General features: G+C 43.3%; 20 protein-coding genes. 2 read left to right on the top strand and 18 right to left on the bottom strand.

Annotation, left to right across the window (positions count from 1 at the left end):
• From ABR189_RS26975 to ABR189_RS26890, 18 genes are all read right to left on the bottom strand, one after another.
• A complete protein-coding gene (locus ABR189_RS26975) occupies window positions 1-750 on the bottom strand; it encodes a hypothetical protein (RefSeq protein ID WP_354663631.1) in 750 nt (249 codons plus the stop codon).
• 86 nt (window positions 751-836) lie between these two features.
• Window positions 837-1,994: a hypothetical protein gene (locus ABR189_RS26970; protein WP_354663630.1), complete on the bottom strand. Its 1,158-nt coding sequence runs from the start codon at window positions 1,992-1,994 to the stop codon at window positions 837-839.
• 74 nt (window positions 1,995-2,068) lie between these two features.
• Window positions 2,069-2,911 carry a conjugative transposon protein TraN gene (gene traN, locus ABR189_RS26965; RefSeq protein WP_354663629.1) on the bottom strand — a complete coding sequence of 281 codons (843 nt, stop codon included), beginning with the start codon at window positions 2,909-2,911 and terminating at the stop codon, window positions 2,069-2,071.
• 28 nt (window positions 2,912-2,939) lie between these two features.
• Window positions 2,940-4,247, bottom strand: coding sequence for a conjugative transposon protein TraM (gene traM / locus ABR189_RS26960; RefSeq protein WP_354663628.1), 1,308 nt, complete (start codon window positions 4,245-4,247; stop codon window positions 2,940-2,942).
• A 2-nt stretch (window positions 4,248-4,249) separates the two neighbouring features.
• Window positions 4,250-4,732, bottom strand: coding sequence for a hypothetical protein (locus ABR189_RS26955; RefSeq protein WP_354663627.1), 483 nt, complete (start codon window positions 4,730-4,732; stop codon window positions 4,250-4,252).
• 11 nt (window positions 4,733-4,743) lie between these two features.
• Window positions 4,744-5,367 (bottom strand): conjugative transposon protein TraK, encoded by a 624-nt coding sequence (traK, locus tag ABR189_RS26950; protein WP_354663626.1) that lies wholly within the window; start codon window positions 5,365-5,367, stop codon window positions 4,744-4,746.
• 18 nt (window positions 5,368-5,385) lie between these two features.
• Window positions 5,386-6,594, bottom strand: coding sequence for a conjugative transposon protein TraJ (traJ, locus tag ABR189_RS26945; RefSeq protein ID WP_354663625.1), 1,209 nt, complete (start codon window positions 6,592-6,594; stop codon window positions 5,386-5,388).
• 10 nt (window positions 6,595-6,604) lie between these two features.
• Window positions 6,605-7,243 carry a TerB family tellurite resistance protein gene (locus ABR189_RS26940; RefSeq protein ID WP_354663624.1) on the bottom strand — a complete coding sequence of 213 codons (639 nt, stop codon included), beginning with the start codon at window positions 7,241-7,243 and terminating at the stop codon, window positions 6,605-6,607.
• Between the two features lie 2 nt (window positions 7,244-7,245).
• The gene (locus ABR189_RS26935) at window positions 7,246-7,896 is read right to left on the bottom strand and encodes a hypothetical protein (RefSeq protein WP_354663623.1); all 651 of its coding nucleotides are present in this window, start codon (window positions 7,894-7,896) and stop codon (window positions 7,246-7,248) included.
• A 10-nt stretch (window positions 7,897-7,906) separates the two neighbouring features.
• On the bottom strand, window positions 7,907-8,593 hold the full coding sequence (locus ABR189_RS26930) for a conjugal transfer protein TraI (RefSeq protein ID WP_354663622.1): 687 nt from the start codon (window positions 8,591-8,593) through the stop codon (window positions 7,907-7,909).
• Window positions 8,590-8,985 carry a hypothetical protein gene (locus tag ABR189_RS26925; RefSeq protein ID WP_354663621.1) on the bottom strand — a complete coding sequence of 132 codons (396 nt, stop codon included), beginning with the start codon at window positions 8,983-8,985 and terminating at the stop codon, window positions 8,590-8,592. The genes ABR189_RS26930 and ABR189_RS26925 overlap by 4 nt, the downstream gene beginning before the upstream one ends.
• 10 nt (window positions 8,986-8,995) lie before the next feature.
• Window positions 8,996-11,464: a TraG family conjugative transposon ATPase gene (locus ABR189_RS26920; protein ID WP_354663620.1), complete on the bottom strand. Its 2,469-nt coding sequence runs from the start codon at window positions 11,462-11,464 to the stop codon at window positions 8,996-8,998.
• A 49-nt stretch (window positions 11,465-11,513) separates the two neighbouring features.
• Window positions 11,514-12,341, bottom strand: a complete 828-nt coding sequence (locus ABR189_RS26915) for a hypothetical protein (protein WP_354663619.1) — start codon at window positions 12,339-12,341, stop codon at window positions 11,514-11,516.
• The gene (locus ABR189_RS26910; RefSeq protein ID WP_354663618.1) at window positions 12,338-12,667 is read right to left on the bottom strand and encodes a DUF4133 domain-containing protein; all 330 of its coding nucleotides are present in this window, start codon (window positions 12,665-12,667) and stop codon (window positions 12,338-12,340) included. The genes ABR189_RS26915 and ABR189_RS26910 overlap by 4 nt, the downstream gene beginning before the upstream one ends.
• A 20-nt stretch (window positions 12,668-12,687) precedes the next feature.
• Window positions 12,688-18,228 (bottom strand): helicase-like domain-containing protein, encoded by a 5,541-nt coding sequence (locus ABR189_RS26905; RefSeq protein WP_354663617.1) that lies wholly within the window; start codon window positions 18,226-18,228, stop codon window positions 12,688-12,690.
• Window positions 18,229-18,266: 38 nt separating this feature from the next.
• Window positions 18,267-18,695: a DUF1896 family protein gene (locus ABR189_RS26900; protein WP_354663616.1), complete on the bottom strand. Its 429-nt coding sequence runs from the start codon at window positions 18,693-18,695 to the stop codon at window positions 18,267-18,269.
• A 13-nt stretch (window positions 18,696-18,708) separates the two neighbouring features.
• The gene (locus ABR189_RS26895) at window positions 18,709-18,996 is read right to left on the bottom strand and encodes a DUF4134 domain-containing protein (RefSeq protein WP_245989110.1); all 288 of its coding nucleotides are present in this window, start codon (window positions 18,994-18,996) and stop codon (window positions 18,709-18,711) included.
• 183 nt (window positions 18,997-19,179) lie between these two features.
• Window positions 19,180-19,656: a hypothetical protein gene (locus ABR189_RS26890; protein ID WP_354663615.1), complete on the bottom strand. Its 477-nt coding sequence runs from the start codon at window positions 19,654-19,656 to the stop codon at window positions 19,180-19,182.
• 247 nt (window positions 19,657-19,903) lie between these two features.
• Between ABR189_RS26890 and ABR189_RS26885 the strand changes: the two genes are divergently transcribed.
• Together ABR189_RS26885 and ABR189_RS26880 are read left to right on the top strand one after the other, a co-directional pair.
• A complete protein-coding gene (locus ABR189_RS26885) occupies window positions 19,904-20,419 on the top strand; it encodes a hypothetical protein (protein WP_354663614.1) in 516 nt (171 codons plus the stop codon).
• Window positions 20,420-20,465: 46 nt separating this feature from the next.
• Complete coding sequence (locus ABR189_RS26880) at window positions 20,466-20,654, top strand: ester cyclase (protein WP_354663613.1); 189 nt, start codon at window positions 20,466-20,468, stop codon at window positions 20,652-20,654.
• Window positions 20,655-20,757 lie beyond the last annotated feature (103 nt).

Raw genomic sequence — 20,757 nt, 5'->3', positions numbered from 1 at the left:
TTAAGGCATACTGTAAGTCACCAAATCATAAGCATAGGTGCTGCAATCGGCAGCATACTCCACATTGCCGCTCACAATAGCACCGCCTATATCACTTGTTACCGCAGCAATCCATTTCACGATGTTCTTAAACTTAAAAGCTGCCACTGGAACCGGAGGAGGGAGCGTGTCTATCCAATAATAAATGGAGTAACGTGCTACCGATGCGGCTTTAAGTGCAATACCGCGTCCCTCAGGAGTAAGCATGTCATTCTGCATTATCCTGCGCTCATAGTCCATAATAGTGGCTTTAATGACCGGATAAGGACTTTCGTTGTCTGAAAGTCGCTTTATCAATTGCACCAGCGAATCCAGGGCAGCCTTTACCGGTTCTTCATAAGGACAATTCGCAATAAGGTTTTCAATGCTTTCATTACTTTGCCGTACCGTCTGCTCCACTGTAATAAACAGCGATGGAGGTGGTTCAGGCCGTTGGTTCTCTCTGCAAAAACGGAGGATACATTGTGTTGATGCTTTTACATCCGGCTCATTGTTAGGCTGTTTGCATTCCTGCACATACGCAACGATCTCGTTATGCCAATAACCTATGCTGTCATAGGCGTTGTTGGGATTATCTGGCATAACTGCGCCTGCACCTGATCGTAGCAGCACAGTTTTATTTTCTTCCTCGGTTACTGTTGCATTATTATCCTTTTTACATGCTGAAATACCGATGATGAATACTAACAGCATTATTATTTGACTTTTCATTTGACTTTGCTTTTTTGTTATAAATAGTTTCCCTTTTCACACATCCAACATCACGGCTACTTATGGTAAGCTGGTCTGTCCAATTTTTAGCTGATGCTTTGCCTTTTCTTCTTTTTGTTAGATGTCTTCGGCATCTCAGGGCCATCATCTTCAGCAGGTGTCTGCTTTTCCTTTTTACCATCTTGTTTAACTGACTGGCCTTCCCCTTCAGATTGCTGTTCTTTTTTTGATTGCCGGTTATCCACCCTTTGCATACTGCTATCATAAATGTTGATTGTCTTGAATTGAGGGTTTGCTTCTACGTATTGCTTATGGTCTGCACCGTTGATCTGAAACGTTGCAGATTGCAGGTTGCCCTTTTTGAGAGAATCCATCAGGTTAGCCTTGTATTCTTCATTGCTCAATTCTCTGATTGGATGCTTAGACAAGACAGCCTCCAGATCATAGCCATAGTTTTGATGGTAATGCTTCAACTTGAAGTTCCCGTTATCGTCACTTTGTTTAAAGTCCATCTGCACCCAGGCATTGTACACTTGTCCTTCCTTGTTGGTGAGATCTTTGTTGACCGACCTGCCTTCCATCAGGTTATAGGCTTCTTTCAGGGTAATGTTGTTGCCTTTATTGATGTAGAAGGTTTGATCCATTGTTTCAGCAGTGTTTTCCTTCTGTACATTCACCTGGTAGGAATTAAAGAAGTACATATCGCTTTGCTTGGATTGGCTGAAATTCAATGTTGCGTTTACTGTATCGTTGCCGTACTTGTTTTCGTAGGCCAACTTAAATTCCGGGTTCCCTTCCTGAATTTTTTGCTTCAGGTCATTTTCCAACCCTTCACCAAACCCCGTGTACTTTACTTGGTCACGCAGGTATTCAAAATTTTTCTGATTCATGACTTTTGAATTTTGATTGTTATTTAATTGTTCTCTTTCTAATCTTTCATATCGAACAGCAACCATCAGAGAAACGTCAATGATGCCATCCCTTTCAATCATTAGCTTACTATCTTCCGCAGCTTCCTGCATTGTCCTGTACGCCGACCGTATTGACAAGAAGTTGTAAAAGTCTATGTCGGTTGACATTTCATAGCAGAACTCCCTGGCATCATATTCCGTAGAGAATGTGTATAGTTCTTCTTTACTGGCAGGTAAGCCATCATTGAGAAACGCTACAAATTCTTCACCTTCCCAACGTTTATTTGTTAGGTATTCAAGGACTTCCTGATAATCGTCTTTCCTGATTTTCATAGTTCAATTTTTAAAGGAAATAGATGCTGATTGAGATTTAATGGGAATGAAATGATTGGCTTCATTGCCGAATGCTAATCAATCGGCAATGCCTTTATAATCTTCTTGTTCTTCACATGAAGCTCCAGATGCCGACCGCCATTTTTCTCCATTAATTGCACAGCGAGATATTTTTTATCAGGAATGGTGAACTTTGGTACAACAAACACAATTGTATTATCCGACTGACCTGCAACCTTGCTGGTATTATCCTGCACAAGTACAGGTAATATTTCAATTTCCTGTGTTGCTGTCCTTTTGGATTTCTTCTGGTCACGGATATAAAGCCTCAATTGATCAATATCATAGTTGATATTGGTTTGATTGGAAATATTGAAGCGAAGCAACATTATGTCCTCATGGATAAAGATTCCATTCAGCTTAAAGCGAATGCCGAAAGTTTTATCTTTTATACCTCTTGCCTTCGCTTTTGACTCCGCAGCCATCTTAGCAAAATGCTCCATTTGTTCCTGGTTAATGTTTTCTGAAGGAATGGAGATAGTATTTTGCCTGCCTACGCCTGTGAGAGCCAGGTTTAGCACTGACGGTTGGTTGTCATAATCAACGAGAAATGACGTGAGCTTGCCGTCAGCCGTAATGATGCTGATATTTGTTTGTGGAAAACTGTCCTTTGCAGCCTTTATCTGCAAAATGTTTTCTACACCTTTCGCTTTTTGCGCCAGTACATCCCTGCTTCCTATATCGACGCTAACGATAGCATAAGGGAAGATGATGTTGGTGGTTTTGGTGAAAGCAACTGTTACATGATACGTTTCGATTGCTTTGGTTTGCCAGGTTGTGTTTGTTTGGGCCTGAGCCTTGAAAATTGTAAATAGCAGGAAAATTCCTATTGCCATTACTACACTGATCTTTTTCATCTTTTGGAATTTTAAGTGATTGAAATATTTAGTTGGATTGTTTTTGCTTTTCGTCTCGCAGAAGCACCTGATACCCTGCCTTCACAGTTACCTTGATTAGCTTTACTTTTCGGCTGAACAGCGTTTTTGCAGCTTCAATACCTGCGCTTGCTGCCTGTGCGCCCCACGACGGATCAAGGCTGGTTAGCCCAATTGTTTGCATAGAACGGTCTGCCGACTGCTTTGCAACATCCCTTGTAATCGCTCCGGGAATATAAATGCCGTCCAGGCCATCCATGTCATATACCGATAATTCAACCGGGAATAAAGAATTACCAAAACGTACACTGTTAATCTTGATACTTAATCTCTCACCACGCAGCGAGGCTATTCCAAAGAGGAAATTGTCTTTCGGAATGCGAATGCCATTTATGAAAACATCATTTACCAATCTCAATTTGACAGTTGAGCCATCTACGATAGTTTGAGTTTCGTGAATAACAGCCTGTATAGCATTCTGCGAATCTTCAATAGCTGTCGCGCCGGTAAGTGAATAGAAGCCATTGGTTGTGTTGCCTGATGTATGCTCCATATCAAGCAGCGTGATACTATTGTCTTTCTTTTTCGATGATACCGCAAATACTTGTCCCCGGTTTGCTTCAGAAGTTTGTCTTAGTCGCTCCTGCACTCTTTCGGGATTTTGTACGTCCAATATCTTATCCAGCATACCATTCAATTGCTGCAATTCAGGATCTTCGCCATTAGACTGATTCATCATGTTCATCATTTGTTCCAGCCTTTCCACATCAGGAGAATTTATCGTGGCACTATTGCGGTTTCTTGATGAAGCGGGTTGGTACGTATCATACTCGTCATTGTCTGATGATGTCGGTACTGGCTTGTTCATCTCCCGATCCAGTTCTGCCAGCTTGCGGTAGATTTTATCAGTATTGGGGTCATTGTGTCCCCGGCTTCCCTGAAGTGATGTATTCAAACCTTTGGGACTGGCAGGCTGCTGAAAGGTATCTTCGTCATTCGACAGGTATTCATCGGTATCTGATAATCCAATATTCCTGTAATTGGGATCATTTTTTACCATTTCCTGAAATTTGATAGAATCCAGTTGAGCCTGATTGTAATAGCTCATTTTGTCCATCGGCTTGTCTTCTTTGAGATTGGCGTCCGGCAGGTTAATGTTAAATCCCTTCTTCGCAGATGCCTGGGCTTCCACCTTTTCAACCTTGCCACCGCCAAGTGCCCAAAAAATCATGGTCATAAAAGGCAATGCGAGAAGTGGTAATACCAATAAGAACCTGCGCTGCCTGATCTCCTTCGGAGTTTTTACTTGCTTTTCCATTTTTATTTCTGTTTTAATTGTTGATAATAATTTTCAATAAACCGCACACTGTCCATTAGCCCCGGACGATGGTGGATTATGCTGTCATAAAGAGTTTTCCCCGCAGGACTTCGTGCCAAGCTATCCATATACACCCTGAACCTTTTGATGCGGCTGTATTCAGCCTCAGACACTTCCGCAGGTTCAACATTTGCTTCTCCGGTTTCGGTGACGTGCTTCGGTTTTTTGATGGGTGTTATAGTCATTGAACTCGTGTTCTTTCCGGTAAAAGCACTTACTCCCAGATATATGCTGTATGTGCCGGTACATAGAACGAAAAGAATAAGCAGTACAAACCATGTACGCCGTGAGAAATTCTCTGTTCGCCTCATCATCCAACTTGCCCAGCCACCCTGTATTCGCTGATAGCCTGCTTTTATTCCTTTGGAAAGCGCATTGGGCCTTAACTCAGCATCGTCCTTTTTTCTTTTTGGAAATAGTTTCATGATCTTGATTTTTATTGTCGCCTGCTTACTGTTTTTAAATCCCTGTTGTCAATCGTACTCCATCGCTCGATAAGGAAACCATGTGGATTATTGTCACTGCGTGATACATTCCGCAATGCACCGTCTGTCACCAGGCTACGGGTAGTAATGCTGGTTGGTCGGATAATGCTTTGCGTAGCATAGCAACGGAATTTGTACGGGTAATCATTGATATCTACCGCCACGCTATCCACAACAATGGTTTGATTGACGTTGCCGGATATAAGTCCTGCATAGTACCCGTTCTCCTTCAGATCATCGTAGGCTCTTTTGGCACTTCCGTCTGCCAGATACAAGGCTTTAGTAATGCTTGCTGTGATTGCTTTATCATCAGGGTCAAGCGTAAAGAATAGTTTATGGAAAGTAGTTACGTGATCCCTTGCCTCAACAGGTATATTATCTTTCCGTTCGGACGCGTAGGCTTCCAGTGCCTTGCCATTAGCAAGAATGTATATTTTGCTTTGCATCTGCGATACAAGGCTAAAACTCTTGTATAGTGCAAAGCAGCATATCAGTACACAGCCTATAATTACTACCAGGGTAAAACTCCTGATATGACGGAAAGCTGTATCAATATTTTTCATTTTCTTGAACATATATCCTCCTTTGAATTATTATGAATTGCCTTTTAGCTTGTCGTTCATATAGCCAGATTTGCCACTACTGCCATCACCGAAATAGGGATTGGAATTGCCGCTACTGGCCATGCTTTGCGACATACGGTTAGCCGCGCTGCCCATAGCATCTACGGCCATGCCTGCACCGGCTGATGCTGTATTGACTACTGTTCTGGAAGAACTACCGAAAATGCTTGTGACTTTGTGACCTAATGCACCACCACCACCGGCATGAACAATGTAATTCGCTACGGAGGGAACAGTAAAGTATCCGACTATGCCGATTATCATGAAGACCAGATAAGCCACATCGGTTCTACTGAAAAATGTGTCGCCGTAATCCTGTACCTGTGATATATCCAGCTCCAGCATTTTCTCCTGTATCTTCCCTATAATACTTCCGAAGATGTTGGCGACAGGTAACCATAGAAAGATGTTAATATAACGGGCTATCCAGACAGTAAGCGTATGCTGAAAACCGTCAAACACTGCAATGCCAAATACCAAAGGGCCAAGTATCGCTAATACGACTAACTGGAACGTTCGTAGCGTATCAATACACAGGGATGCCGCTTCAAATAGAACCCTAAGCACTTCACTCATCCATTCTTTTACCGAATTGCGGAAGTTGTAAGAGGCTTTGGACATGGCGAACTTGATGTCGTTACCGATGCCTTCAAAGAAACCTTCTTCGGAAGGGTCCTCATTATCGTGTGTGTATTTATACCACTTGTCCCTGTCACCGCTACCGCTTTCTCCCACATACATTTGCCACACATCCGTTTTCTTGATGGCTTCTTCCTTTTTTTGCAAAAGCACCGAAATAGCTTTATCTGAATTTTCCACCATTGCAGCAGTAGCTGTCACAGTAGGTTTCATCACGCCATTGATCAATCCCAAAACGGAGGGAAATATCATCACGCAAAATCCAATAACGAAAGGACGGAACAGCGGATAAAAATCAATAGGTTCCGCTCTTGATAAATGTCCCCATACCCTTGATGCGATATACCACATTGCCGCAAATCCCGCCAATCCCTGGCCTACGCCGATCAACTGGCTGCACAAAGGCATCATCTCATCATACAATTGTTCCAATACACCGTGCATCCCTCTCATTTCATCGGCTATACCTTGTGCACGGCTTATAAAAGGCATTATCAACCCCACCACCGCCAGCCAGGCGGTCTTTCCACGCTTTGCCATATCTGTTTATTTAATTGTTTAACCCATAGATTTTACGAATGGTCTGTGCATCGTTGCGCTCCTTCGCCCTTTGCACAGCCAGTATTGTAGTGTTATTATTGAAGTGCCGCAGAAACATTAATTTATCCTGCATGTCGGCATAAATCCTGTCGATGGTTTGCAGTCGTTCATCATCGCTCATGCGGGCTTTGCCTGCCGTGATGGCCGTGAGCAGTTCATCCAGATTACGCAGGCTCTCCTTGAACAAATTGTCATACACCCGGCCCAAATACGCCAGCTCATCGGGATTGAAATTGTTATCCCGCCGGAACCGATCATACGCATTACGGTATTCCTTAACTAAAGTAATCTGGTAGTTAGTGATGTCCGCTACACGCCTGTAATTGCGCACGGTAGGACTTACACCCATTAAACCGTCAAGAAAAGCCTTGTGCAAGCTGAAGTTGCCTTCGGAAATATTCTTTATGGTGTTGTAGCCACCTTCCAAAATCTGGTAGCCCTTTTTCATGTCACTCAGGATCTGCTTGAATTGCGCCAGCTTCTCAACATTGAGTAAAAGCTGTGCTATCTCATCAGCTTGCGCAGATGCTCGGAAAGCGGGAAGCAAACCCATGAATGACAGCGATATAATTACAATTACCTTTTTCATCGTTACTCGTTTTTAATGCCATGCAGTACACGGCTGGTTTGTACATCTGTTTTCTCCTTTAACCGTGATGCTGCAAGTGATACTGCATCATTAGAAAAGCTCTGCGAGAATGTGAGCTTATCCTGCATGTCCAGGTATAGCATATTAATTCTCTTCATGCGCTCATCATCCTTCATTTCCATTTTTCCATCGGTAGTAATTGTGATAAGCTCATCCAGTATTTTATCGCAATCATCAAGCAGTCTGCTGAAGACCCTGCGGACGTATGCCAGTTCATCATCTGAAAGTGCATCGCTGCCGTTAAGCCTCCGGTATGTACGGTTGTAGTTTTGTACAATTTTGAGCTGTAAGGCTACTATATCTGCAACCATTGCATATCGCTTGATTTCGGGGTTGACAGATTTCAATGAATTGAAATAATCTGTGTGCAGGTTAAATTCGCCTCTGGTGAAGCCTCCAATAGTTGTTAGACCCTCTTTGGCTATATTGTACCCTTTTTTTGCATATCCGATATATACCTGAAGTGCCGCTATTTGCTGGATCAGGTACTTCTTCTGTGTCTTTTTTTGCTGAAACCATTCTGCAAAAGATTGTGCTTTCAGACTGCTCCCTGCCGATACAAACAGCATTAGAAATAAGATTATCTTTTTCATACGTATTGATTTAAGGAAGCCCATATAATTTTTTAACTGCCTGCACTTCAGTTTCGGTCTTAGCACGCTGAAGGCTTAGTAATGTGTTCTGCCTGTTGAACTGTACCAGATCAGAGTAGTTGGCATCTACCTGGTCGGCTGCATTGTTGATCAGCTCCAGCCTTTTCGCATCGCTCATCTTCGTGGTGAAGGACTTAATAATGAGATTGATCTGGTCAATATTCTTTAGGCTCTCATCGAGAATACCCGAATACACCTTTTCCATATACACCACTTCTTTTGCAGTAAAGCGGCTGTCCTGCCGGATCAGTGCCCATGACCTGTTGTATTCGTCCACGAGGCGCAATTGCTTTTTGGTAATATCGCGGATGCGTTGGTAATAGGAGATAATTGCTTTTACTTGTGCCAGCTCGTCGTAATACTTGCGGTACTGTTCTTTTTGCTTTTCCGTCCAGTCAGAAATTTCATCCAGTTTCAACTTAGACAAAGTGTTTTCCAGTGTCTTCTGAGCATTCTGCAACCAGATCGTTTTATTCTGCAATCGCTGAATTTTTAAGTCAACCGCCTTTATCACTTTTTTAACCGCCGCCTTGATGATCTCCAGTATGGCTATGGGTGTAGCATTTGCCTGCTGTACCGGAAGAACGGTGAAGGAAATGCAAAGAGCCACAAGCATCATTCTTACATATTTTTTCATTGCTTCAAGATTTTAGTAAATAATTCAATTGTTGTCTTTCCTTGTTCCGTTAGCTTTTCGAGGTACAGCGATTTTGAAACCGTATCGAAAATGCAGTACCGATCACCGCCTATTTCAATCAGATGCCCGTTAGAATGCCATCCGTAAGTAGCAAGCCACGTTTCTTCGTTCTCAGATATGTTGCTGATGTAATCGGTGCGTGTGATTTTATAAAAGCTCCCACAAGATGTTATGCTCAGCATCGTATCTACTCCTGTAACCATATCATTGTGCAATGATTGTTTTCCATAGATACCCTGCATCATAGAAATGGTGGCATGATGCTCCCTGCCGAAATGCACGATTACCTTAATTGCGCAGCATAGATCCCGTATCAGTTTTTTCAGTTTCATCGGATGTTTTTTAACTTTTATTCCTAATGTCTTCGGCCATTGCCGCAATGCCTTTGCGTATGTCTCCATCAAACTTTGTAGCGTATTCCATCAGCTTTACCTTCTCTGTTTGTTCGGTAGTGTATGCGAGGTATTCTTCAAGACTTACTTCTGTCCGGTAAACCTTACTCATCATACCACCCAGGCTGATGAATACTTCTTTATATTTCTTAGCGGGATCATTGGACTTATTGACCGAGAGTACCAATGCTTTTTCTTTTTCCGTTAGCCCCAATAGTTCTTGTATCTGATCAAATTTGTTCTGGTACTTGCTTTGGTCGAGCAGGATTTTGCAATCACTATTATTGATGATGGCTTGCTTTACCACCGGAGAAGAAATGATGTCTTCTACTTCCTGCGTTACCACGATTGCTTCGCCGAAGAATTTGCGGACTGTTTTGAACAGATATTTGATGTATTCGGCAAAGCCTTCTTTCATTAAGGCTTTCCAGGCTTCTTCTATCAATATCATTTTGCGGATGCCTTTCATCTTCCGCATTTTGTTGATGAAGACCTCCATGATGATAATGGTTACCACCGGAAACAGGATAGGGTGATCCTTAATGTTGTCCAGTTCAAACACGATAAACCTTTCCTGCAACAAATTCAGGTTTTCGGTAGCGTTCAGCAGGTAATCAAATTCGCCGCCTTCGTAGTAAGGGCGCAGCACATAGAGAAAGTTGTCTATATCGAAATCCTTTTCTTTTACCCTGTCACCCTCCAGCACCTGCGTGTATTCATCGCGCAGAAAAGCATAGAAACTGTTGAAACAGGGAAATACAGCCGCATTTTTTTCCAGATAACTGTAATAACCGCCAATGGCATTTGACAGGGCAACGTATTCGCTCCGCTTGAATGCCTCATCGTCCTTCTTCCACAGTGCCAGAAGCAGTGTTTTGATACTTTCTTTCTTTTCGGTATCAAGGCTATCGCCCTCGCCTATGTAAAAGGGATTGAAGCGGATGGGATTGTCTTCGCTGTAAGTGAAGTAATAGCCCTTCACCATGTCGCAAAGTCCTTTATAACTATGTCCCACATCCACCAGTACGATATGCGTACCTTGCTCATAATAGCTGCGTACCATGTGGTTGGTGAAAAATGATTTGCCGCTACCGGAAGGCCCAAGTATAAATTTGTTCCTGTTTGTGCAGATGCCCATTTTCATAGGCTCGTCGCTGATGTCCACATGAACGGGCTTGCCTGTAAGCCGGTCGCCCATGCGAATACCTACCGGACTTAAAGAAGATCGGTAGCCGGTTTCGAGGTTTAGGAAGCAGGTTCCCTGTTCCGCGAACGTATCAAACGTATCATTCATCGGGAAGTCTGCGGCATTCCCAGGAATGCCCGCCCAAAATATCTGCGGAGCGCCAATGGTTTCCTGTTTGGCTACTGCATCCATCTGTGCCAGTGCAGAGGATACCATATTCTTCAGGTCTTTGAGTTCCTCTTTATTGTCTGTCCATACAAGCACGTTGAAATGCGCCTTGACCGGCAACCGTTGCTGACTGATGGCTTCATTCAGAAAATCGTTGGTAGCATCCCTTGCAATTAAATTCTCCCTGCTGTATGCAGAAAGGGATTGCAGCCTCAGCCTTTTACTCTCCAGTTTTTGGATGGTTTTCTGTGCATCTTCTATAAAGATGTATTGATTGTAGATGTGATTGCAGGGCAAAAGCTGGCCTAACGTAGAAGCAAACCCGACACTGAACTTCGTTTTGTCTGTACTGTATTTATCGTAATTGATGCGGCTGCCGCATAGTGCAGGAAGATCTATTGCATCGCCCAGCGTATATAACTGGCAATATTTATCGCCCACACGCATCGCTTCATCAAAAACGATATCGCCCATCAGGAAACTATCATTTTGCTCAGACAGGTAGCAATACTGTTCTACCAATCCCATTTTGCGGCTATGGCTGCGCAGCTCCTTTTCTCTTAATCTTGTTAGCTTCACAAACCCGCTATCTTCCATGATCCGCTTGAATTGTCCCGTACTGTCCAGAAAGTCCTGTAGCATCTGCGGCCTCAAAGTTTCTTCTGGCACTATGGATTTCCGCAGGAGACTTGAAAACATCGAACTGGCTGTTTTCCGGCCTTCCGGCTTTTTGGTAAGCATGATGTAGCAGGTATGAGCGAGAAAAGGACGTTCATTAAAGAACCGTTCGCTGGCCCGGCTAAGGAAACTGGTATCGTCTTTTGAGAAGTCGGGTTTATGACTGCTTTCTAAAAACCAATCCTGTTTGTGGAATACACTAAATTTGGGAAGCAGCTTAATTGCTTTTATCCATGCCTGGTGAAAGGCTTCATATTCCTGATCGGAAAGGGTAAATATTTCGGGCAGGTCTGCCTTAAAAACAACTGTCACGTCGCCTTGCTTACTCAGGATGCAGTCATGCTCCACATCCATGATCGGTAATATATCATCCAACACTTTTTCCATCTCACTTTATTTTACCTGTTATCACTTACTGCACTCTGGCAGCGCTATGTCATAGCTTCGGCCCTCTGCGTTGCCGTTTTTGGCTTTTTTGTTCTTTGTCTGTTTGCTTGATTTGATTTTGTTGCTTATGCTGTTTGTTAATATTCTCTTGTATTGTTGCTTCGATACCGGTTTCCTTCCAATCAACCATCTTTGCCTCGAAATGAGATTTTACATTGGTTTCTTTTAATCCGTATGTTTCATCCCAGCCACCTTTCCGGTTATATCCTATGGGGTCTAATGCGCTTTCGTGAGGAAACGAAATAACGATAAGGTCTTTGGGAATAGACGTGATATTATCGTGGTCCAGATCCTGAAATTCATGCGTCTTTGGATTGTAAGGAATGGTGTAAACTTTACGGTCATCATCATAGAAATGATCAATCTGGCTGAACACAATTCCTTTGGAAAGAAAATCGTCTTTAGGACGAAGCATGTCCATGCGGATATCAACAAAGAAGGTGTGACCGGCAATATCTACAGTCGGCAGTTGTCCCATCAACCTTCTTCCAAGTGCCTGCTGATCTACCATCAATGAAAAATCAGTTTTACCCTGCATCTCTTGAATGGAACAGCCATATTTTTCCGACATTCCAACAGGGTCAAGCTGTACCAACTCAGGTATTTTAACTGTTCTTACATCCGTATCATCACTGAACAGCATCGGTATGTTCTTTTCTTTTGGACTGTAGTCAAATACATATCCATCGCCTACATCCCGCATGTCTGACAGAGGTATTACGTTTTCAGGGTTTGCCTTTTCGCTAAGCTGTAGGTTAGCCGCATCAACCACAAAGTCGGTTCCTTCGATGCTATACACCGGCAATTCTCTTTTCATGATTGTTTTTCTTTAGTTCCTATAAAAATTTTTCGGCTCCGCGATTTGATGAGCTTCGGGACCTGCTTACGGGCAAGGGCTTTCATTAAGCCATACTCTCCATACTTATTGCTCATGGCGTAAATCTTCATGATGAGGAATGCTCCTGCGGATAGGATAATGCCGATACACAGGTATGTAGGCAAGCCGATGATATACATTACCGCAAATACAATAAGCAGGGCCACAACACCGCCGCCCAGATACCATATATACTGCGCTTTCAAACCCTTGAACTCTATGCTCTGGTTAATTCCCTTGTTGATCTGATAGACACTATTTGCCATAACCATTTCCTTTAATTGGTTTATAATCTTATTCTGCTTCGGGGACGTTCGGCCATTTGTTGTGTGGCAAGTATTACGTCCTTCGGAACAGTTTGTCCATTGAGTTTTTCGTTAATTTGAATGACAGGTACTTCACTCACTTCGCCCGGCTGGTTTTCTGCTACCTGTTGCTGCTTCAGTTGGTTTTCCTGTATTTTAATGGCTATCTGCCTTTCCAGATTAGCCAGTTCGCTTTTCATTTGCGACAATTCGACCTCCTGTAAAAAAGGCTTCGTAGTAAGCTGTTCCAGTTTCGGGATAGCTGTAGTCAGGTCGGCCAATGTATGTTCGTATTTATCTTTCAGGCTTTCAACCCGGTCAATGGCATTAAGGAAATGTCTTGCGGCCAGCTTAGGATTATCTGTATTTGGAAGGCCATTATTATAGGTGTATTTAATGCCCTCATTGTCCCTTTGGGCATAGAAGCTATTGGAGTAGCGGTACTCAAAAACGCCATTTTCTTCGTAGGCATCCTGTTGCCTGCGGATATACAGGTTGAAACCATATAATGTACCTACCTGTGCGGTATGCTCTCCAGCATCAGTTGGTTTCCAGTCCTGGTACAGTTTGATAATATGCTTGCCGATAGCTTCGCTATCTGATGAACTGATGTTATCCAGTTTAATGAGATTGACCTTCACACCGTCCTTATCCAGTTGAAGGACGCTTTTATAGGCTGTTTCATCTGCCCGCAACTTGTCCAGTGTTTTGACTGTAGAAGCCTGCTCGTTTTGCAAGGTTTCCAACTGGTATTTGTTACGGGACACTTCCCTGAAATGAGATACTTTCAGGCTTTCCATTACAGCTATTTTCTTTTCCAGCTTTGATTTTTCTAACAGCGATGTATCACCGGAGAGAATAGCGATGTATTCGGAGAAATTCATCCCGCTCTTTTCATCAATTGCGCCTTCATCAATAGTGCGGACATTCAGCTCACAATTTTTCATTTGCGAAATGAACGTCTGTTTATTTTTCAAGAGGTTGAATTTGTAATTATCAAGCGACTGCTCCACGGCATATACATAGTTCCGAACCTTGTTTTCATAATGCTCTTTAGCAATCAGGTTGCCCTGGCGTGCGCCACGGCCATTGCGTTGCTCCAGCTCAGAAGGTTTCCAGGGAATATCCAGATGGTGCATAGCCACCATACGCTGCTGAACGTTCAATCCTGTGCCTGCCTTTTCGGTACTGCCTAATAGAATGCGTATTTCACCCCGGTTCATTTTTCGGAACAGATCTGGCTTTTTAGCATCTGTCCAGTCGTGTATGAATGTGATCTCACGCTCAGGAATGCCAAAGTCCCTCACGAGCTTTTCTTTAAGCGCATCGTAAATATTGAAGTCATTGGGTTTAGGCGTGCCAATGTCGGAGAACACAATCTGCGTACCCTTATGCTGCATACTTTCCTTATAGATTTCAGCAATCTTGCGGGCACTGACGTTTACCTTGTTATCAGGATGGTCGCTGTACTTCCATTCACTAATCAGTCGCATGTCTGCGGCCATCTTTTTTGCATAGTTGGTGGCAATCAGCATCCGGCCTTTATCTTCTTCAGGCGTTAGCCTGCCACGTCCAATAAGTTCGCCGTTACCTGTTTTAGCGAATTGCATCAGGTTTTTGATGAACTCGACTTGTTCGGGCGTTGGTTTTATATTCACCAACGTTTCATTCAGATCAGGCTTGTCAAGGTTAATATGCTTCGCTGTCTTGTAGTCGGTAATTTCATTATAGAACAAAGCCAATTCCGGCACTTTGATAAAATGCCTGAAGCGTTCTTTAGCTATGATTTCATTGGTTACTGAAAACTCAAAGTCTGTTGTCTTACGTGCGAATACAGCTGCCCAACCATCAAAATTCTCAATATGCTGACGCTCCATTTCCTTCGGACGCAGGTACTTGAACAGCAAATACATTTCGGTAAGGCTATTAGATATGGGTGTGCCGGAAAGGAAGGTTACGCACAGGTCACTGTTAAACCGGCTCTGCAACTCACGGACGGCAAACAGCATGTTAAGGGCCTTCTGGCTGCCTTCCATATTGCCTAAGCCTGCAACCCGGTTGTGACGGGTTGTAAACGTGAGGTTTTTATACTTATGAGATTCATCCACAAAGAGGTGATCAATACCCATATCCCTGAAATTGATACCTGCATCTTTCTTTTCCTCTATATCTTTAAGCACTCCCTTCAGCTTGCCTTCCAGGTTGTTTTTGCGTATCTCCAAGCCTTTAAGCATTTTCTTAGAGATTTCACCGCCAAGCTCTTTGATCGTTTCAAGATCACGTTCTACATTGTCAAGCTCTGCCTGGAATATTTCTTTTTGTATCTCTGGTGACTGTGGTATTTTTCCGAATTGATCATGTGTAAGAATGATGCAATCCCAATTGTTATTCTTTATTTCATGGAAGAGCCGTAGCCGCTGTGCTGGTGTAAAGTCGTTTTGTCCGGGAAACAGTATGCGGGCCTTTGGATAGGCTTTCTTATAAGTTTCGGCAATCTGGTTAACGTTTGCCTTCAGGGCAACGATCATGGGTTTATGTACAATGCCCAAGCGTTTCATTTCCTGAGCGGAAACGATCATGGTAAGCGTTTTACCTAACCCTACTTCGTGGTCAACCAAAGCTCCTCTGTTCTGTATAATGCGCCATGCTGCATTTTTCTGACTGCTGTACAGGTCTTCAATGCCCAAAGCCTTTTTATCAAGTCCCGGAAAATTCAGGTGAGTGCCATCGAACTCCCGTAATACATAGCAGTTGAATGTATCGTTGTACAGATTTTCCAAGTGCTTTTTTTCTGTATCGGGCAATTCATTCAGCCAGTTGATAAAACCGCTTCGGATCTGCTCAATCTTTTGGTGAGCCAACTGTATGGCTTCACTATCCGGCAGCCTGATGGTTGTATTGTTCGGCCCCTTTACTTCATAAGTAAAGAAGGGAGTGGTATTCTCCAGTGCATGTTCCATCAGCGTGTAGCCGTAAGTGGTGCGTCCGCTTTTGGGTGTAACAGCAAATTCCCTCGATACTTTAATGTTCATCCCGGTGCTTACTTTGAAAGCATCCAGCGAAGCGAAATAATTGATAGTAGCGTCCTGTTCAAACAGTGCTGTTGCGAAACGCTCATAGTAAGAAGTGGGTATCCAGCGTTCACCTAAATTGAAATCCAGTAGTTCAAATGGAATACGCTCCGGCTGCACTTTTAATATGGCCTCAGTACTTCGTTTATATTGCGGATTCTCAGAAAACTCATTAGACAGATGTTCTGCCTGTCTTAGTTTTTCTACCACATTGCCGCTTAAATATTGATCGGCAGTTTCCCATTCATTGCTTGCAGGATTCAGGTACACATGGTTGCCCAGACGACCGATCACCTCGTTTTCTTCCAGCCCCATTGCGGCGCTTATAAACCCTACATCTACCTTGCCTGTATCATTAAGGCTGTGTGCAAGCGCTTCAATGGGGTCATCGGTGATGAACCGTTCTTTTACGTGATGAATAGCGTGAGTAAGAATGTCGGCTTTTACAAACCTTTCGCCATCCCTGCGTTCGAGCGAGGAAAGCGTAATAACACCAAAGGCGGTATCTTCAAGAATGCGCCTCCGATTGTCGGGACCATTTAAAAGCCCGTATTCGGCAATGAACTTTTCATAAGTAGTGTTAAGGCTGTCCCTATCAACATCGGTGATGGTTTCCCCTGATACTTCCTTGCCAGATAATTCGAGATAAGCGTCACGTAATACAGCGTAACTTTCATAGAAGCGAATATTACCCTGAAGACCGAGAGGCTGGAAAAGAGCCTGTTTATATTCAGGATCGGGACTACCTATAGTTCCAACGCTGCCCATGTGCACTACCAATGTTCCTTCCTGGTAATAAGATTTGAGGCCAATAAAAGGAAGTGGTGTTTTTTGCTCAAAGCGGAAAAAACCTTCCAATGTCTGATCGCCTTCATATTTGAAACTGTGATCAAACTGTTTAAGGTAATTGGAGATACCTGTAAGTTCATGTCCCAATAAGCGGGCATCCATCCAGTTTACAGACAGTTGATTTACTTCTTTGACGTTGGAATAGAGCTTGTATAAAAAGCGGTTGCTTTTATGCTGTTTTGCGGTAAGCAATACTACATTTTCGTGGCTCGGCTTATCAGTGGTACGAATTGTACCGACAATCCGGGCCGTTGTTTTTTGTACGATGGTTTCATCGAGCGGGTTGATATAGGCCATTGCCCGGTTGATCTGTTCTGCCGGTGCGGTATCAAATAACCCTAACTGTACTGACGGGGCTTCTGCCTTGCTTTCCGGCATAGGCAGGTAAGTCAGCTTTTTGCCTTCGTTTTCTGAAACTGGTAGGGCGAGTGCTTGTGCTTTCTCAAACAGTTCGGTGTTGAAGCGATTTTGTAATTGATGGGTAAGGCTGGCATAAAGGGCATCCCGTATCTGGCTAATATCACCTTCCTGCCATACTACTTCTGAAGCCCTGCCGTATTGGTTTTTTCCGGGCTTACGCACATTGCCCATGACAACATCGTGATCATGCGTAGATATGAAGTAGTTATAAGGAAATCGGCCAAACTCATTCTCCCTCTCACGTACTTCATTCAGCCATTCTTCTTCCCAGCTTATCTTTTCCTTTGCTGTATTTTTCTGAACGATTAACAGGTGATTCGGCGCTTCGGTATTACCTGTATCTTTCATCAGGTTGTCCGGCATTACAGCCAGGCCCACGAAGTTTGCCCGCTCAAACAGGTATTCCCGTGCCGCATGGTTAGAAGGGCTATTCAAAAAGGCATCCGTCGTAATGAATGCCATAAGGCCGCCTTCGGCCAGTTTATCCAAACCTTTAGCAAAAAAGTAGTTGTGAATTTTGCCAGATATTTCCTTGTCTGGAAATGCTTCGTCATATACCGAGAAGTTTCCAAAGGGAATATTGCTTACTACAAGGTCATAGCCGCCATTATCTCTAACCGGAGCTTCTTCAAACCCCGTAATGTGAGTAGCTGTTTTAACAGGGAGCGTACTGTTAACCGCAGAAAGCACTAATCCGGTGAGCCTGTCCTTTTCTACTGCGGTGATCTGTTCCAGTTCAGGAAAGGCTGTAACAGCCTCGCTTATAAATACCCCGGAACCGGCAGAAGGCTCGTATAACCTTTTAGGCTGTATGCCTTGCGCTTCAAGCACGCTATACAATGTTTGTGGTACGACCTCTGGTGTGTAGAATGCGGTCAAAACACTATGTCGTAATGAAGCGATAATTTCTTTATAGGCTGCATCATCATAGTTTTCCCTGAGCAGCTCATGTAATTGTGTTATACCCTGGTGGTGCTTCAGATCTTCTTTGGTAGCCCCATTAGCCTGCCATTCCTCCGGCGTTCCGTAAGGATATAAAACGACCTTGATGCCGCCAAAACCTGCGTATTTTTTCAGGCTGGCGACATCCTCCGCAGTAAGCGGGCGACCGTTCTGATAATCCAACGCTATTCGGATAGCATCAAGATTATCTTGCAGCTTTTGAGAAACATTGTAAGCCATAACCACACATTTTCTTTCTTCACTTTTCTTTTTTGGGCTTAGGCGAGATAGTCATGCACCTGTCCGATGATGGCATATCTCAAATGCCTGTTTGCTTCATTTTCACCGTTAAAATCAAAATCACTGAAGATGCTTTTGCAGGCTTCAATGAGGTTCACTACTTCATAGGTGAGTGTTCCGTTTTCCTTCATCCGCAGGTAGTCACTATTAAATTCTTCCTCGATAACTGAGCGGATATACTGATAGCGGGACGGTTTTAAATCTTCCGTCATAGCTTGCAGGCACAATTCCTCAATAATGTATTGCGGCTTTTCTTCGCTAAGAAACTGCGCTGCCATAGGCATCACTGCGGCTACCTTGTTCTCCAGATAGCGTGTAACTGAATAGTCCTCCTGCAAGCTGAGCATCAGGTCAGGGTTGTTGTGGACGATATACGCCCACAACTTTTCCGTTAGCATACTTTGCATACGTCCTGATTTTTTAAACTCCAAAGAAGGATTGAATAACAGTGGCTACCACGACCAGAAAAATGCAACTGCCAAACCAGGCGGCTGCAACCTTACCGGTGTCCTGGTCACCTGCATTCCATTTCTGGTACACCTTAACTGCGCCAATCAAACCAAGCAATGCTCCCACTGCATACATCAGGTTTGTACCTGCTGCAAAATAGCTTCGCACCTTAGTGTTGGCTTCGTTGATACCCTGTATGCCATCCTGAGCAAATGCCCCATAATGGATAGCCAATAGTGCCAGAGCGGCACAGATCATAATAACCCTTTTTCGGTTATTTGCTTTTGTTTTCCTGCTGCACATTTCCATAACACACGTTTATTAAAGTTTGAAATCAACTCGAAAGGAATGGAGTGGCTTCGCCGTCACATAACCCGCTTTCCTACCACACTTTGCCCTTACGCACCGGGAAGGACAGGGAAGCGCACTCCATTAGGTCTGCTACACTGCTTCTTTCCACAGCAGTTCCACTTCATCCTCGTCAAGTGTAACAGCACCATATTTTTGACACTCAGATACAATCAGTTCATTGATAGATGAACGAAGGGGAGAGTATCTTACAGAAGGGTATTCTTTCAGCACCATGCTGAGATATTGCTTAAACTCCTGGGGAATGAGTTTTCTACTGGAGGCATCTGCTATTACCGTTTTCAGGCGTTCAATAAGATGCTCCACTTCTGAAAATTCATCATCCGTGGTGTTTTCAAAACCACTCGTTTCCTGAAGGCTTTGCTCATTGTCCGGATTGTATGCAGCATGTTCGTTAGGAACGGCTGCTCTGAACTTCAGTTTTCTTTTCCCGGATAGTAGATCCTTGATCTCACCTGAGAAATACTTCATCCCTACAAAGAGGTAATAGATGGCTAATAGTATGGCAACTGCAATAATGTAGTCTGACCATGAAATGTTTTTTAACATACGCTTGCTTTTTTCGTTTACACTTTTTCATCCCGACTTTGAAAGCCGTTGTATTCTGTTGTTTCTGAAAGCAAAAAAACGAAGATGAGCAAGGCGTTTCAAGTCCAACATTTCTTGCATTGAAAGTTGTACCCGTTGTACCCCTGTGATTATCAGCCATTCCAGAGGCTGAAAACCGATTATTTTTTTTAAATTAGTAATAGGAAATTAGTTGACTATTATTGTTGAATAGCTAAAAAGCATTGTTATGAAAACAGTAAGTGTATTAGGACTTGCCATTTTACTTATGGCATCTTGCAGCCAGACAAAGCTGGAGAAGGAAGAAGCAGCTTCGGTTATACGTTCTGAAAAGAATTATCCGAAGGTGTACGAATATGAAGTTAATGTGAGTGATCCGGCAAGTGCCCGGAAGCTATTGGACGCAGGACTGGAGGCGGAAGGGTTAGTAACAATAGATAAAACGCAGAAGCTAAAAGATGCGGGACAACCTATTGTCCATTTTACCGAGAAGGCAAAGCCTTACCTCATCCGCATAGATGAGAAGTATGACAATGTACAGGTGGTAAAGGTGGCAGATATGGACTTAGCAGATGTTACTGGAATTCAATTGCAGGAAGACAACAAAAGTGCTACCGTGGAATATACTATCGCCTATAAGAACATCACACCTTTTGCCAAGCTGATGAAACGTGACCTTTCCGAAAAGAAAGTTGAACGTGCAACTCTTTCTTACTTTGACACAGGCTGGAAACTGGATAAGTAGCAATAGATTTTCTGTGACATTCAATGTTACCTAAATAAAAAAGGTTATGGCCAATTGTGAACAAATCTATCGAGAATACATTACCTGCCTGAATAGTCGTGATTTAGACAATTTGAAGCATTTTGTCCATGACGATGTTTGCTACAATGGCAATCAAATTGGCATTTCGGGTTACCAAAAGATGCTTGAAAAAAATTTTGACGAAATCCCTGATCTATATTTCACTATTCCCTAAAATCCGCAGGTAGTTAATTAGGATGTTTAAAGATTAAATATAGCAACCATTTTGCTTTTATTTTTGTCCCTTTTGGGTCGTTACTGACCGGGTGCCGGGAAGT

It is taken from the genome of Chitinophaga sp. H8, from assembly GCF_040567655.1.
GTDB lineage: Bacteria > Bacteroidota > Bacteroidia > Chitinophagales > Chitinophagaceae > Chitinophaga > Chitinophaga defluvii.
The sequence above is the reverse complement of the archived record's forward strand: the minus strand, read 5'-3'. Positions and strand labels throughout refer to the sequence as shown.

Excerpts from the sequence above, each read along its gene's own strand:
- ABR189_RS26975 (WP_354663631.1), bottom strand. The coding sequence starts at position 750 with ATGAAAAGTCAAATAATAATGCTGTTAGTATTCATCATCGGTATTTCA.
- traK (WP_354663626.1), bottom strand. The coding sequence starts at position 5,367 with ATGTTCAAGAAAATGAAAAATATTGATACAGCTTTCCGTCATATCAGG.
- ABR189_RS26935 (WP_354663623.1), bottom strand. The coding sequence starts at position 7,896 with ATGAAAAAGATAATCTTATTTCTAATGCTGTTTGTATCGGCAGGGAGC.
- ABR189_RS26910 (WP_354663618.1), bottom strand. The coding sequence starts at position 12,667 with ATGGCAAATAGTGTCTATCAGATCAACAAGGGAATTAACCAGAGCATA.
- ABR189_RS26955 (WP_354663627.1), bottom strand. The coding sequence starts at position 4,732 with ATGAAACTATTTCCAAAAAGAAAAAAGGACGATGCTGAGTTAAGGCCC.
- traJ (WP_354663625.1), bottom strand. The coding sequence starts at position 6,594 with ATGGCAAAGCGTGGAAAGACCGCCTGGCTGGCGGTGGTGGGGTTGATA.
- ABR189_RS26890 (WP_354663615.1), bottom strand. The coding sequence starts at position 19,656 with ATGTTAAAAAACATTTCATGGTCAGACTACATTATTGCAGTTGCCATA.
- ABR189_RS26905 (WP_354663617.1), bottom strand. The coding sequence starts at position 18,228 with ATGGCTTACAATGTTTCTCAAAAGCTGCAAGATAATCTTGATGCTATC.
- traN (WP_354663629.1), bottom strand. The coding sequence starts at position 2,911 with ATGAAAAAGATCAGTGTAGTAATGGCAATAGGAATTTTCCTGCTATTT.
- ABR189_RS26970 (WP_354663630.1), bottom strand. The coding sequence starts at position 1,994 with ATGAAAATCAGGAAAGACGATTATCAGGAAGTCCTTGAATACCTAACA.
- ABR189_RS26925 (WP_354663621.1), bottom strand. The coding sequence starts at position 8,985 with ATGAAACTGAAAAAACTGATACGGGATCTATGCTGCGCAATTAAGGTA.
- ABR189_RS26915 (WP_354663619.1), bottom strand. The coding sequence starts at position 12,341 with ATGAAAAGAGAATTGCCGGTGTATAGCATCGAAGGAACCGACTTTGTG.
- ABR189_RS26885 (WP_354663614.1), top strand. The coding sequence starts at position 19,904 with ATGAAAACAGTAAGTGTATTAGGACTTGCCATTTTACTTATGGCATCT.
- ABR189_RS26900 (WP_354663616.1), bottom strand. The coding sequence starts at position 18,695 with ATGCAAAGTATGCTAACGGAAAAGTTGTGGGCGTATATCGTCCACAAC.
- ABR189_RS26920 (WP_354663620.1), bottom strand. The coding sequence starts at position 11,464 with ATGGAAAAAGTGTTGGATGATATATTACCGATCATGGATGTGGAGCAT.
- ABR189_RS26895 (WP_245989110.1), bottom strand. The coding sequence starts at position 18,996 with ATGATCTGTGCCGCTCTGGCACTATTGGCTATCCATTATGGGGCATTT.
- ABR189_RS26930 (WP_354663622.1), bottom strand. The coding sequence starts at position 8,593 with ATGAAAAAATATGTAAGAATGATGCTTGTGGCTCTTTGCATTTCCTTC.
- ABR189_RS26940 (WP_354663624.1), bottom strand. The coding sequence starts at position 7,243 with ATGAAAAAGGTAATTGTAATTATATCGCTGTCATTCATGGGTTTGCTT.
- traM (WP_354663628.1), bottom strand. The coding sequence starts at position 4,247 with ATGGAAAAGCAAGTAAAAACTCCGAAGGAGATCAGGCAGCGCAGGTTC.
- ABR189_RS26880 (WP_354663613.1), top strand. The coding sequence starts at position 20,466 with ATGGCCAATTGTGAACAAATCTATCGAGAATACATTACCTGCCTGAAT.